10 protein-coding genes and 1 pseudogene are annotated in these 14,049 nt (G+C 56.9%); 2 read left to right on the plus strand and 9 right to left on the minus strand.

Annotated features, from left to right (window positions below):
* Positions 1-348, plus strand: a pseudogene (locus tag C3708_RS22550) (IS481 family transposase); the annotation flags it as partial.
* A gap of 95 nt (positions 349-443) precedes the next feature.
* Here C3708_RS22550 and glnB read toward each other — a convergent pair.
* The 5 genes from glnB to purL form a co-directional block, all read right to left on the minus strand.
* Positions 444-782, minus strand: coding sequence for a nitrogen regulatory protein P-II (gene glnB, locus C3708_RS22555; protein ID WP_002914032.1), 339 nt, complete (start codon positions 780-782; stop codon positions 444-446).
* Between the two features lie 80 nt (positions 783-862).
* Entirely contained in the window at positions 863-2,200 is a 1,338-nt protein-coding gene (gene glrR, locus C3708_RS22560; RefSeq protein ID WP_095282926.1) for a two-component system response regulator GlrR, read from the minus strand.
* Positions 2,197-2,961 carry a two-component system QseEF-associated lipoprotein QseG gene (gene qseG / locus C3708_RS22565; protein ID WP_095282927.1) on the minus strand — a complete coding sequence of 255 codons (765 nt, stop codon included), beginning with the start codon at positions 2,959-2,961 and terminating at the stop codon, positions 2,197-2,199. The genes glrR and qseG overlap by 4 nt, the downstream gene beginning before the upstream one ends.
* Entirely contained in the window at positions 2,958-4,391 is a 1,434-nt protein-coding gene (qseE, locus tag C3708_RS22570) for a two component system sensor histidine kinase QseE/GlrK (protein WP_103947285.1), read from the minus strand. The genes qseG and qseE overlap by 4 nt, the downstream gene beginning before the upstream one ends.
* A gap of 572 nt (positions 4,392-4,963) precedes the next feature.
* On the minus strand, positions 4,964-8,851 hold the full coding sequence (gene purL / locus C3708_RS22575) for a phosphoribosylformylglycinamidine synthase (protein ID WP_103950365.1): 3,888 nt from the start codon (positions 8,849-8,851) through the stop codon (positions 4,964-4,966).
* A gap of 266 nt (positions 8,852-9,117) precedes the next feature.
* Here purL and mltF point away from each other — a divergent pair, with 266 nt between their 5' ends.
* Positions 9,118-10,668, plus strand: coding sequence for a membrane-bound lytic murein transglycosylase MltF (mltF, locus tag C3708_RS22585; protein ID WP_095282930.1), 1,551 nt, complete (start codon positions 9,118-9,120; stop codon positions 10,666-10,668).
* On the opposite strand, the gene tadA is transcribed toward mltF, so the two are convergent.
* Genes tadA through murQ form a run of 4 tightly spaced genes read right to left on the minus strand, consistent with a single transcriptional unit; the run spans position 10,556 to position 14,027 of the window.
* Positions 10,556-11,095 carry a tRNA adenosine(34) deaminase TadA gene (tadA, locus tag C3708_RS22590; RefSeq protein ID WP_095282931.1) on the minus strand — a complete coding sequence of 180 codons (540 nt, stop codon included), beginning with the start codon at positions 11,093-11,095 and terminating at the stop codon, positions 10,556-10,558. The two genes, mltF and tadA, sit on opposite strands and share 113 nt — an antisense overlap.
* Before the next feature lie 24 nt (positions 11,096-11,119).
* On the minus strand, positions 11,120-11,755 hold the full coding sequence (gene yfhb / locus C3708_RS22595; protein ID WP_095282932.1) for a phosphatidylglycerophosphatase C: 636 nt from the start codon (positions 11,753-11,755) through the stop codon (positions 11,120-11,122).
* A gap of 3 nt (positions 11,756-11,758) precedes the next feature.
* A complete protein-coding gene (locus C3708_RS22600) occupies positions 11,759-13,120 on the minus strand; it encodes a PTS transporter subunit EIIC (RefSeq protein WP_103950366.1) in 1,362 nt (453 codons plus the stop codon).
* A 13-nt stretch (positions 13,121-13,133) separates the two neighbouring features.
* Entirely contained in the window at positions 13,134-14,027 is an 894-nt protein-coding gene (gene murQ, locus C3708_RS22605; protein ID WP_095282934.1) for an N-acetylmuramic acid 6-phosphate etherase, read from the minus strand.
* Between the last annotated feature and the right edge of the window lie 22 nt (positions 14,028-14,049).

A 14,049-nucleotide genomic window follows, 5' to 3' on the forward strand; every position in this document is an offset into this window, starting at 1 on the left:
CTGCAGCGTGCCTTTGACCACTGGCGCAACGTCTATAACCTTGAACGGCCGCACACCTCGCTGGATATGGCAGTGCCCGCTTCGCGGTATCAGCCATCAGCGCGGCAGTACAACAGTCACGCTGAACCCCCGGAATACGACGAGGGCGTGATGGTCAGGAAAGTGGATATCAGCGGAAAGCTGAGCCTGAGAGGGGTAACGCTGAAGGCAGGAAAAGCGTTCAGGGGTGAATATGTGGGACTGAAGGAAGGGGCTGAAGATGGCTGTTATGAGGTGTGGTGGTACAGCACGAAAGTGGGGGTGATCGACCTGAAGAAAAAGTCGATCACCATGGGTAAAGGATGTTAAATAGTGTTCACTATGTCCCCGAACACCTGTCTACCATGTCCCCGGACCGTACAGGGAGAGGGTTGGGGTGAGGGCATCAGACCGCACCCCTTTGCTTAAATCGCCGCGTCGTCTTCTTCACCCGTACGAATACGGATGACGCGCGCCACGTCAAAGACGAAGATCTTGCCGTCACCAATTTTACCGGTCTGCGCCGTGCGGATAATGGTATCCACGCAGGTATCGACGATATCGTCAGTCACCACAATTTCGATTTTCACTTTCGGCAGGAAATCCACCATGTACTCTGCGCCACGGTACAACTCGGTATGACCTTTCTGGCGACCAAAGCCTTTCACTTCCGTGACGGTCATCCCGGTGATACCGACTTCCGCCAGCGCTTCACGCACATCATCCAGTTTGAAAGGTTTAATAATCGCATCAATCTTTTTCATGGTGGGTCCTTAAACGCTCGCCTGTCTGTAGCCTCGTAATCGATTGCTCACAGTATCATAGTCAGTCAAATTTTGCGGTACTACTCTTTAAAATCGTTCGCTTCCAGCTCGTGTCGCGACAGCAGTTTGTAGAACTCGGTGCGGTTACGCCCGGCCATGCGCGCGGCGTGGGTGACGTTGCCTTTGGTTATTTGCAGCAGCTTGCGCAGATAGTTGAGCTCGAACTGGTTACGCGCTTCGACGAAGGTCGGCAGCGCCGTGTTTTCGCCCTCCAGCGCCTGATCCACCAGCGCATCGCTGATCACCGGCGAAGAGGTGAGCGCCACGCACTGCTCGATCACATTCACCAGCTGGCGCACGTTGCCCGGCCAACTGGCGGTCATCAGGCGCTTCATCGCATCGGTGGAGAACGCGCGCACGAAGGGTTTGTGGCGATCCGCCGACTGGCGCAAAAGATGGTTCGCCAGCAGCGGAATATCTTCTGAACGCTCGGCGAGTGCCGGGATTTTCAGGTTCACCACGTTCAGGCGGTAGTAGAGATCTTCGCGGAACTCTTTGCGCTCCATCGCTTTCGGCAGATCGCGGTGCGTTGCGGAAATGATGCGTACGTTGATGTCGATATCCCGGTTGCTGCCGAGCGGGCGCACTTTACGCTCCTGCAACACGCGCAGCAGTTTGACCTGCAACGGCACGGGCATGTCGCCAATCTCATCGAGGAACAGCGTGCCGCCTTCTGCCGCCTGGAACAGCCCTTCCCGGCTGCTGACCGCGCCGGTAAAGGCTCCGCGCGCATGACCAAACAGCTCTGACTCCAGCAATTGTTCCGGCAACGCCCCGCAGTTGATAGCAATAAACGCATTTTTACTGCGCGGGCTGGCATTGTGGATTGCCTGCGCCAGAATCTCTTTCCCGGTGCCGCTCTGGCCGTTAATCAGCAGGCTGACGTCTGACTGGGCGACCATTCGCGCCTGCTCAAGCAGACGCAGCATTATCGGGCTGCGGGTAACAATCGATTCACGCCACTTCTCATCCACCGACGGGGCGGAGTGTTCCAGCGCATCGTCGATGGCTTTGTACAGCGCGTCTTTGTCTACCGGCTTGGTCAGGAAGCTGAATACGCCCTGCTGAGTGGCCGCAACCGCATCCGGGATTGAGCCGTGGGCGGTCAGGATAATCACCGGCATTCCGGGCTGCAGTTTCTGGATTTCGACAAACAGCTGCATCCCGTCCATTTCATCCATGCGCAGGTCGCTTATCACCAGATCGACTTTCTCGCGTCCCAGTGCTTTCAGCCCTTCCGCGCCACTTTCGGCGGTAACCACGCTGTAACCTTCGCTGACCAGACGCATTCCCAACAGCTTTAACAGGCCGGGGTCGTCATCCACCAAGAGGAGATGGGCAGGTTTGCGGATTGTCATGGCTTCACATCCTCTTGTTTCGACGTTTCGCTCTCCTGCTCTGGCGTTTTAGCAGGCTGCGCATTGCCCTTCGAGCTATCAGGTAAATAGCTGCTGGTTGGCTTGCGCGTGGAGAGCTGGCGTTCGATATCCGTCAGGTTTTCAAGCTTGCGGGTGGTGGTATCAAGCTGGGAACGTAGATATTGCTGCTGCTGGCGCAGGGTATCCAGCTCGCCGTCCGCAGACTGTTGCAGCTTGCTGTAGCGCGAGCGCTCTTCAGCGAGCTGCAGTTGCAGAACTTGTCCGTCGCGCCACAGCTGATACAGCGGGCGAATTTGCGCGGGGATTTGCGGGCTGAGCGCATCCATTCGCGTGGTATTGGTGCGGCGCTCCAGCGGATTGATTTTGGCATTGGCCAGTAAAATTCCGCGCTTGAAGGTGTCCTGCCAGGTATCGTCGGCCCATAAATGTGCCTGAGCGCGGGCTGCCGCCGGAGAGAGACGATCGGCGCAATCCATACCGCGCAACCAGAACAGCGGGTTCGATTCGACATCATGACCGCTTAGCTGCCAGATATTATTGCAGTCGGTCGATAAGAAATCAGCCAGTTGATGTTCAGGATATTTATCGTCTTGTTTGTCGCTGATGGCACTTTTTGGCGCATGCGAAGCGCAGCCCGCCAGCAGCAGACATGGCAGACCTAAACGTAAGATTTTGCTGGAAAACGTCGCGCTTAATGCGCGGAAAAAGACGTGTGACATACTCACCAGACTTAGCTTCATTTCATTGATTTTTCCGGCTCAAGGGGTAGCTCAATACGAAAACAGACGTCAGCTCGGTCGTCATGGGAGATATAGAGCTCCCCGTGCATCCGCCGTATGCAATCGCGGGCAATGCTTAAGCCCAAACCACTCCCTTTTACCGCACCTTTTCGCTGATGACTTCCCTGGAAAAAGGGCTCAAAAATCATCTTCTGCTCGTCAACCGGAATCGGACTACCGGTGTTGGCGACGTCGATACAGACCCGTGAATTGTGGGTAAAACTGCGAATATAAATGTTACCGGATTCAGTACCATAGTGCACCGCATTGGAATAAAGATTATCCAGCACACTCATTAATAGCATAGGTTCTGCAAAGCAGACTGGCTCAGTGAGTTCCAGTTCGGTATGCATCATTTTAGCTCGTGCAGGCAGGCTGTGGGCGGAGAGCACCATATCGACCAGCGGTTCTATCTCCACTTTTTCCAGCTCGACGGCACCGTCAGCCAGTTTGCGGTTGTAATCCAGCAGTTGTTCAATCAGCTTTTGCAGGTTGCGGCTGCTGTCATCCAGAATCTCGACGATCTCTTTTTGCTCGGTGGTTAACGGCCCCGCCACTTCATCGGCCAGCAGCTCGGTGCCTTCGCGCATACTGGCGAGCGGCGTTTTCAGCTCATGGGAAATATGACGTAAAAACTGGTGGCGCTGAGATTCAAGCCACTGCAAACGCTCGGAGAGCCAGATGATGCGTTGCCCGACAGAGCGCAGCTCGCGCGGGCCTTTGAACACCACGGAGTTACCGAGAGATTTGCCCTCCCCCAGACGATTGATCATTCGCTCAATACCCTTCACCGGGCCGATGATCATGCGGGTGAAAAGCAGCACCAGTCCAAGGCTGACCAGAAACAGCACTAGCGCCTGCCAGCCAAAGAACTGGCCGCGCTCGGCGATCTCCTGCTGGAGTTGCAGCCCGCGGGATGAAATCACTGCGCGCGTGGATTGCACCATTTCGGTATTGGCGCTGGCAAAGGCTTCGAGCTTAGCGGTGGCGACCTCATCCGGGCCGCTGTTTTTGCACTGCAGCTGCCCCAGGTCGTTCAGATCCTGGCGCAGCGCCTGATAGAGTTTGTCGTCGGGGAGTACGCCCGCGTGGGCGTCCAGCATTTCACTGTAGCGTTTGCGCTGATTCTGATAGACCTTCGCCAGCGTGCGGTCGTCGAGCACGCAGTACTGACGATAGCTGCGCTCCATCTCCAGCGCGGCGTTGGTCATTGCCTCGCTGCGGCGGGCATCGACCAGCGTGGTGCGGTTCGTCTGTGCCGCCTGGGCGCTGAGCGCGTTGAGGCTCTGCCACGCCTGCCAGGCCAGAACCAGCAGCGGTAACAGGATCAGCAAGAATGCCATCATAACGAGCTGTCGCAGGGAGCGAGGGAAAATTGACCAGCGTTTCAACGCATGACTCTCTCAATGTGGGTGTTGAGTGATGCTAACTGAGTCAGCCCTTTAGATACAACAAAGCCGGGTAAAAACCCGGCTTTGTTGTGAAATGAGGCGGTGCCTTACTCGACGTTTCGCCCTGGGTCTGATAAAGCATCGCTATAATCAGTAGTTGGACGGCAGGCACCTTGTTGTGCGTCATTCGAAGTTTATGTAGCGCGTCCCGAAGGGGCTGACATAAGAGGGTGAATGAGCCACTGGTTAATATTATGCAACAGCCGTGCCAGAATGCAAAACAATTTGTTAACACGTTGAATGTAAACTGTTTTATAACGTTTTCATGTTACTTCGTCGATGAACAGTTTCCAGGCTAAGTGTCGCTAATTAGATACACCTTCTTACCGCCCTCTCACACTCTTTATAAATCAATGTCTTATATGTCTCCTTTTGGAGACATCAATGTTATGCGTTTGTCGCGATTTTGCGACAGGCGTAAAAAAGCCCGGTGGCGCTAACGCTTACCGGGCCTACAGGGGATTTAATCGTAGGCCGGGCAAACGCAGTGCCGCCCGGCAACAACTGGCTGATTAACCTAACTGTTTACGCGCATTGCGGAAAATACGCATCCACGGGCTGTCCTCGCCCCAGTTTTCCGGGTGCCAGGAGTTGCTCACGGTACGGAACACGCGCTCCGGGTGCGGCATCATGATAGTGGCACGACCGCTTTCGCTGGTTACGGCGGTGATGCCGTTCGCCGAGCCGTTCGGGTTCGCCGGATAAGTTTGTGTCACCTTTCCGAAGTGATCCACGAAGCGCAGCGCCACCAGCCCTTTGCTTTCGAGCGTGGCGAGATGTGCCGCATCACGCACTTCCACCTGCCCTTCGCCGTGAGAAACAGCGATAGGCATCTGCGAGCCGACCATTCCCTGCAACAGCAGAGATGGGCTTTGCGTCACTTCTACCAGGCTGAAACGCGCTTCGAAGCGGTCAGACTGGTTACGCACAAAGCGCGGCCAGGCGTCGCTGCCTGGGATCAGTTCGCGCAGATTCGACATCATCTGGCAACCGTTACACACGCCCAGCGCCAGCGTTTGCGGGCGATGGAAGAAGGTTTCAAACTCATCGCGAACGCGATTGTTGAAGAGGATGGACTTCGCCCAGCCCTCGCCCGCTCCCAGCACGTCGCCGTAAGAGAAGCCGCCGCAGGCCACCAGCGCCTGGAAATGTTCCAGGCCGGTGCGTCCTGCCAGCAGATCGCTCATGTGAACGTCGATAGCGTCGAAGCCCGCACGGTGGAACGCCGCCGCCATTTCGACGTGGGAGTTCACGCCCTGCTCGCGCAGAACCGCCACTTTGGGACGCGCACCTTTCGCGATGTATGGCGCTGCCACATCTTCGTTGATGTCGAAGGTGAGCTTCACGTTCAGGCCCGGATCGTTGTCATTCGCTTTCGCTTCGTGCTCCTGGTCGGCGCACTCCGGGTTATCGCGTAGACGCTGCATCTGCCAGGTAGTTTCTGCCCACCACATACGAAGCGTAGAACGGCTTTCGCTGAACACCGCATGACCGTCTGCTTCGATAACAAAACGATCGCCGGTGACGGCTTTACCGAGATAATGCACGCAATCCGCCAGGCCGTGTTTCGCCAGCAACGCTTCAACCGCGTCGCGATCCGCTGCACGCACCTGAATTACCGCCCCCAGCTCTTCGTTAAACAGCGCCGCCAGACGGTCGTCGCCCAGCGTGGCGATGTTCGCTTCCACGCCGCAGTGGCCGGTAAAGGCCATCTCTGCCAGCGTGACCAGCAGGCCGCCGTCTGAACGGTCGTGATAGGCCAGCAGTTTACGTTCAGCCACCAGCGCCTGAATGGCGTCGTAGAAGCCTTTCAGCTGCGCGACGTCGCGCACGTCGGCCGGTTTGTCGCCCAGTTGACGATAAACCTGCGCCAGCGCGGTCGCCCCGAGCGCGTTGTGGCCTTTGCCAAGATCGATAAGCAGCAGGGCGTTATCTTCCGTGACCAGCTGCGGGGTGATGGTGTGACGCACATCTTCCACGCGGGCAAAGGCGGTGATAACCAGCGACAGTGGAGAAGTCATCTCGCGCTGTTCGTTGCCTTCCTGCCAGCGGGTTTTCATCGACATGGAGTCTTTGCCGACCGGAATGGTCAGACCCAGCGCCGGACACAGTTCCTCGCCAACCGCTTTTACCGCTTCGTACAGGCCAGCGTCTTCGCCAGGGTGACCGGCTGCGGCCATCCAGTTGGCGGAGAGTTTGATGCGTTTGATATCGCCAATCTGCGTCGCTGCGATGTTAGTCAGCGCTTCACCAACCGCCAGACGGGCAGAGGCGGCAAAGTCCAGCAGTGCCACCGGGGTACGTTCACCCAGCGCCATCGCTTCGCCGTAGTAGCTGTCGAGACTCGCGGTGGTGACCGCGCAGTTCGCCACCGGGATCTGCCACGGGCCGACCATCTGATCGCGAGCGACCATACCGGTCACCGAGCGGTCGCCGATGGTGACGAGGAAGGTTTTTTCTGCAACCGCAGGCAGATGCAGAACGCGATTCACCGCATCGGCAATTGAGATGCCGCGCACATCCAGCGCTTTGCCCGCCGCTTTGCGAGTTTCGACGTTACGGGTCATCTTCGGCGTTTTGCCCAGCAGCACGTCGAGCGGCAGGTCAATCGGCTGATTGTCGAAATGCGGATCGTTCATGCTCAGATGCAGTTCTTTAGTTGCTTCACCGATGACCGCGTACGGCGCGCGCTCGCGGCGGCACAGTTCGTCGAACAGCGGCAGTTGATCCGGAGAAACCGCCAGCACATAGCGTTCCTGAGATTCGTTACACCAGATTTCCAGCGGGCTCATGCCTGGCTCATCGCTCAGGATGTCGCGCAGGTTGAATTTACCGCCGCGCCCGCCGTCGCTCACCAGTTCCGGCATGGCGTTAGAGAGACCGCCCGCGCCGACGTCGTGGATGAACAGAATCGGGTTGGCGTCGCCGAGCTGCCAGCAGCGGTCGATCACTTCCTGGCAGCGACGTTCCATTTCCGGGTTGTCACGCTGCACGGAGGCGAAATCGAGATCCGCGTCAGACTGGCCGGATGCCATCGAAGAGGCCGCCCCGCCACCCAGGCCGATGTTCATCGCCGGGCCGCCGAGGACGATCAGCTTCGCGCCGACGGTGATCTCACCTTTCTGCACGTGATCGGCGCGGATGTTGCCGATCCCGCCCGCCAGCATGATCGGCTTGTGATAGCCGCGCAGCTCTTCGCCGTTGTGGCTGTCGACTTTCTCTTCGTAGGTACGGAAGTAGCCGTTCAGGGCCGGGCGACCAAATTCGTTGTTAAACGCCGCGCCGCCCAGTGGGCCATCGGTCATGATGTCGAGCGCGGTGACAATGCGCTCCGGCTTGCCGAAATCTTCTTCCCACGGCTGTTCAAAGCCAGGAATACGCAGGTTGGAGACGGAGAAACCGACCAGTCCCGCTTTGGGTTTTGCGCCGCGACCGGTTGCGCCTTCGTCACGGATTTCGCCGCCAGAACCGGTCGCCGCACCCGGCCACGGAGAAATCGCCGTGGGGTGGTTGTGTGTTTCGACTTTCATCAGGATATGCGCAGGCTCCTGATGGAAGTCATAGCGCCCTGCTTCGCGGTCGGCGAAGAAGCGGCCTACCTCGGAACCTTCCATCACCGCCGCGTTGTCCTTATAAGCAGACAGAACGTGGTCAGGCGTTTTTTCCATGGTGTTTTTGATCATCTTGAACAGCGACTTCGGCTGTTCCTCGCCGTCGATAATCCAGTCGGCGTTGAAAATCTTATGACGGCAGTGTTCAGAGTTGGCCTGCGCGAACATATAGAGTTCGATGTCGTTCGGATTGCGGTTCAACTTCACGAACGCATCCTGCAGGTAATCAATCTCGTCATCTGCCAGTGCCAGACCCAAACGCAGGTTGGCATCAATCAGGGCCTGACGGCCTTCACCCAGCAGATCCACGCTCTGTACCGGCGCAGGCTGATGGTGAGAGAAGAGTTTTTCTGCGTCATCCAGAGAGGCGAAGACGCTCTCCATCATGCGGTCGTGCAGTTCAGCGGTAACCGTCTGCCACTGTTCAGCGGTCAGGGTCGAGGCTTCAACGTAATACGCCACTCCGCGTTCCAGACGATTGATCTGGCTCAGGCCGCAGTTGTGGGCGATGTCAGTGGCTTTAGAAGACCAGGGGGAGATGGTACCAGGGCGAGGCGTTGCAAGGACCAGTTTGCCGGTTGGCGTATGGCTGCTTAGGCTCGGGCCATACTTGAGCAGACGTTCAAGCTGCTCGCGCTGCTGCGCATTTAAGGGAGCATTCAGGTCAGCAAAATGGACATACTCAGCGTAAATATTGCTTACCGGAAGGTCGGCTGCCTGAAAACGTGCCAGCAGTTTGTTGATACGGAAGGCAGACAGTGCAGGCGAACCACGCAGAATTTCCATCATAAGTCTCTCGTCTTCGAAGCGCCTGAGGCGCTTACAGTGTGCGCAAGGGGAAAACGGGCGTCATTATAGAGAATCCTGAGCGCCGACGAAACCGTTTGCGTCGAAATAAAATCATCTCGCATTTTTATCCATAGGTGTGACCTGTCTCTCTAATTTGTTGCCAACTGACGCAAGTTTGCGCAAAATGCCGCTCAATCAATGGCAAACCTTATAATCAACATGGCTACAGCACACTGAGGCAACGCACGGCGCAGAGAATTAACTAATTGAAAAAATTAAAGATTAATTATCTGCTCATCGGCATTGTTACACTGCTGCTGGCAGCGGCCCTCTGGCCTTCTATCCCCTGGTTCGGCAAAGCCGAAAACCGTATCGCCGCGATCCAATCGCGGGGGGAACTGCGCGTCAGTACCATCAGCTCTCCGCTGACCTACAACAACGTGAACGGCAAAATCACCGGTCTCGATTATGAGCTCGCGCAGCAGTTTGCCGACTATCTGGGCGTGAAGCTCAAAATCACCGTGCGCCAGAACATTAGCCAGCTGTTCGACGATCTGGACAACGATGATGCGGATATGCTGGCCGCCGGCCTGGTCTATAACAGCGAACGCAGCAAGAGCTATCAGCCGGGGCCGACCTACTATTCCGTTTCACAGCAGCTAGTGTATCGCGTCGGAAATTTGCGCCCTCGCACTCTTGCCACTCTGACCGATCAGCAGCTCACTATCGCGCCTGGGCATGTGGTGATTGACGACCTGCGTTCGCTGAAAGAGAAGAAATACCCCGATCTCAGCTGGAAGGTCGATGAAAAACTCGGTACTTCAGCTCTGCTGGAGCAGGTAAAAGATAAAAAGCTGGCCTACACCATCGCCGATTCGGTGGCGATCAGCTTGTTCCAGCGCGTGCACCCGGAGATTGCTGTGGCGCTGGACGTAACCGACGAACAGCCCGTGACCTGGTTTAGCCCTCTCGACGAGGATCAAACCCTGTCCGCCGCAATGCTCGATTTCTTCAATTCGATGAACGAAGACGGCACGCTTGCACGGCTGGAGGAGAAGTACCTCGGTCACGGTGGCGATTTTGATTACGTCGATACCCGCAGCTTCCTGCGCGCGGTGGACAGCGTGCTGCCGGATCTCCAGCCGCTGTTTGAGAAATATGCCCAGGAGATCGACTGGCGTTTGCTGGCGGCGATTTCGTATCAGGAATCGCACTGGGACGCGCAGGCGACTTCACCGACCGGCGTACGCGGCCTGATGATGCTCACCAAAAACACGGCGCAAAGCCTTGGCCTGACGGATCGTACCGATGCCGAACAGAGCATCAGCGGTGGGGCGCGTTATCTGCAGGATATGATGGCGAAAGTGCCGGACACGGTGCCGGAAGAAGAACGGATCTGGTTTGCGCTGGCGGCGTACAACATGGGCTACGCGCACATGCTCGACGCGCGGGCGCTGACGGCCAAAACCAAAGGGAATCCCGACAGTTGGTCTGACGTTAAACAGCGTTTGCCGCTGTTAAGTCAAAAGCCCTGGTACAATAAACTGACCTATGGCTATGCGCGCGGGCACGAGGCCTACGCGTATGTGGAAAATATCCGTAAGTATCAGATAAGCCTGGAAGGGTATTTGCTCGAGAAAGAGAAAGAGGTGATTGAGGCCCAGCAGCTGGCGCAAAGCTATCCGGTGGTGTCACCGAATGAGCTTAATCACCCGACGACTTCAATTCTGCCTTTTGTTGCTTTTTCTGCTGACGGCGCATTCGAAAGAAATCGCTTAATAGCCCCGAACAGTCTGGTGCAAGCACCCCACCGATAATCTGCACCTGATGGTTCATGCCCGGATGCCCGAGGACGTCCATTAATGATCCCGCCGCGCCGGTTTTTTCATCCCGCGCACCGTACACCAGCGTGCCGATGCGGCTATGGACCATCGCCCCGGAGCACATCACACAGGGTTCGAGCGTGACGTACAGCGTGGTATCGAGCAGTCGATAGTTCTGTAATACCAACCCGCCCTGACGCAGAGCCATGATTTCCGCATGCGCAGTAGGATCGTGGCGACCAATTGGACGGTTCCACCCTTCGCCAATCACCTGATTGTTATGCACCAGAACGGCACCCACGGGCACTTCGCCCTCATCCCAGGCGCGTTTAGCCAGTGTGAGCGCGTGGCGCATCCAGTATTCATGGTTGAGTTCAAGGTCAGACAACGAAAGGTACTCCAGTTGGAAAGCGGGCGGCATTATACACACCCGTTATGGTTAACACTATTCCAGTTGCTGAAGTTCGCCCGACGGCGTAACACGCCAACGGTGCTGGCAGAAGTAGAGCAGCGGGTTGTCCTGCTTGCTGTCGCTGTAGCCACTGTAAAGACGCAGCGGCGTGCCGATTTTTTTCTCCAGTTGCACCACTTTCTCATGGCCCAGACAGCGCAGAGTCAACACCCAGCCGCCATACGCTCGTCCCATTTGAGTGGCAATCAGATTGACGCGCGGCAGCCAGGGGGTGTCGAAATAGACCTGCTCCACCAGCGGCTGCGGCGAGCCGGTAATCAGCCAGATATCGGCGTCGTTGGCGTTAAGATATTGCGTCAGGCGATCCTGAACCACCGGAAACGCGGTGACATGCCCGCGAAACCAGTGGACGAAATCCTGCACAAGCTGGTTGAGCCGCGCGTCGCTATGACCAAAGGTGCAACCCCATAGTAGCAGGCTCATTGGCCATCTCGCCGCGCGGCCTTTGATCAACAGCGCAATCCCGATAACCGGTAAAAGAGGTAGCACGAGCAGTGCGTTTAAAGGCTGGCGACGCAACAGATAGCGCATAAATGTGCCAAACATATCCTGCTGATGTAGCGTTCCATCCAAATCGAAAAAGACAACGCGGCGCTCGTGATTAACCAAACCTTACTCCTCTGGATCGTTGAATCCTAACAGCCAGGTAAACAGGAACCCGGCGATGATTGCTACCAAACAGCCTAACAGATAGAGCATGACTTTTCCGGTCACGATGGTTAATGCCAGCGGTAAACCGGAGATGCCAAAGGTAATAACCGTCGCCACTTTCCAGAAACTGATCAGCGCCCCACCGGCCGCCCCACCCAGACAGGCAGCGAGGAATGGCTTACCGAGCGGCAGCGTGACGCCGAAAATGAGCGGCTCGCCGATGCCCAATAATCCCACGGGCAACGCGCCTTTGATGACTTTTTTAAGGCGCGCGTTACGGGTTTTCATCAGGATGGCAACCGCCGCACCGACTTGCCCCATCCCTGCCATCGACAGGATCGGCAGCAGCGCGTTGTAGCCATGCGCCTGGACCAGCTCGACGTGAATCGGCACCAGCCCCTGATGCAGCCCGGTGAGCACCAGCGGCAGGAAAGTGCCCGACAGTACTGCTCCAACCATCAATCCGCCGCGATCAATGGCCATCGTCGCCCCGTGGGCAATCGCCTCGGAGATCAGGCCGCCCAGCGGCTGCAACGCCACAATCGCGATGGTACCGGTAATCAGCGTCGTCAGCAGCGGGTTGAGGATCAACTCAATCGAGCCTGGCAGAAGATTCCTCAGCCTTTTTTCGATCCAGCACATCAGAGCGACCACCAGCAGTACCGCGATGACACCACCGCGCCCAGGCTGGAGCGCCTCGCCAAACAGGGTGATTTGCGCCAGCTGCGGGCTGGAGAGGATCCCCGCCATCACGCCGCCCATCGCCATCGAGCCGCCGTAAACTTTCGCCGCGTTGACACCGACGAGGATGTTCATGATGGCAAACACTGCACTGCCGAAAATGCCCAGAATGTCGAGCATGTTTGGATAGTGGGTCGCAAAATCACCGACAATATCCGGGCGTTTAAGGATGTTGATAATCCCGGTAATCAGGCCGGAGGCGATAAACGCCGGGATCAGAGGAATAAAAACGTTAGCCAGCTGTCGCAGCGCATCACTCATCGGGGCTTTGTATTTGGCTTTGGCCTGCGCTTTATTGCGATCGACATCGCCTAATACTTCTGCGCTTTCCCCTGTCATCAACGCACGCATCGCATCCACCACCTGCGCGGCTTTGCCTGGCCCGACAATCAGCTGGTGCTGTGCACCCTGCTTCACGTAGCCGCTGACGCCGGAGAGCTTTTTCAGACGAGCCAGATCGAGCTGACCGTCGTCCTGCACTTCTACCCGTACGCGCGTCATGCAGTTTTCAAGACGAAGTATATTTTTCTCTCCGCCAATCCCCTGCAGGATGTCGCTGGCGAGCGCTGCTGTTTTTTCCATAAACGCCTCAGTTTTAGTTTTGTAATGCAGCGCGCAAGAATCCCTGATGGGCTTCCAGTTTTGCCCGCGCCGCTGTGGCGTCCAGTCCGCTCAGAATCATCAGAATGGCCGGTTTAACATCGTGATCGGTTTGTTTGAGTACCGCTTGTGCCTCTTCGCGGCTGGCACCGGTGGCTTCGACCACCATGCGGCAGGCGCGGTCCACCAGCTTGATGTTGGTGGCTTTCATGTCCACCATCAGGTTCTGGTAAACCTTGCCAAACTTCACCATCGCACCGGTGGAGATCATGTTCAGCACCAGCTTTTGCGCGGTGCCTGATTTCAGACGAGTGGAGCCCGTCAGCGCTTCTGGCCCGACAACAGGCGAGATTGCGATCGCAGCAACCTGAGCAATGGGTGAACCCGGATTACAGGAAATCGCCACCGTCGTGCAGCCCAGCTGGTTGGCATATTCCAGACCACCGATAACATAAGGCGTGCGCCCGGACGCCGCCAGGCCGACCACTAAATCGTTTTCGGTCAGATTGATGGCGATCAGATCGTCAGCCCCGAGCTGTTTGTCGTCCTCCGCCCCTTCGACCGCTTTTAACAACGCGCCAGGCCCACCGGCAATCAGCCCGACTACCAGACCGTGCGGCACGCCGAAGGTCGGCGGACATTCAGACGCATCCAGTACGCCGAGACGACCACTGGTACCTGCTCCCATATAAATAATGCGTCCACCAGCTTTCAGAGCATCGGCGGCGGCATCGACGGCTTTCGCCACCTCAGGCAATGTCTCTTTCACTGCCAGCGCGACCAGCGTATCCTGTTGATTAAAGCGGTTTACAAGGTCAAGCGTGGAGAGCGCATCAAGATCCATCGTTTGTGGATTGCGGGTTTCTGAAACGAGTGAGCCGAGATTCATCTTTTTACCTCAAGAATTTTTA

It is taken from the genome of Lelliottia sp. 7254-16 (genome assembly GCF_002922995.1).
Classification (GTDB): domain Bacteria; phylum Pseudomonadota; class Gammaproteobacteria; order Enterobacterales; family Enterobacteriaceae; genus Enterobacter; species Enterobacter jeotgali.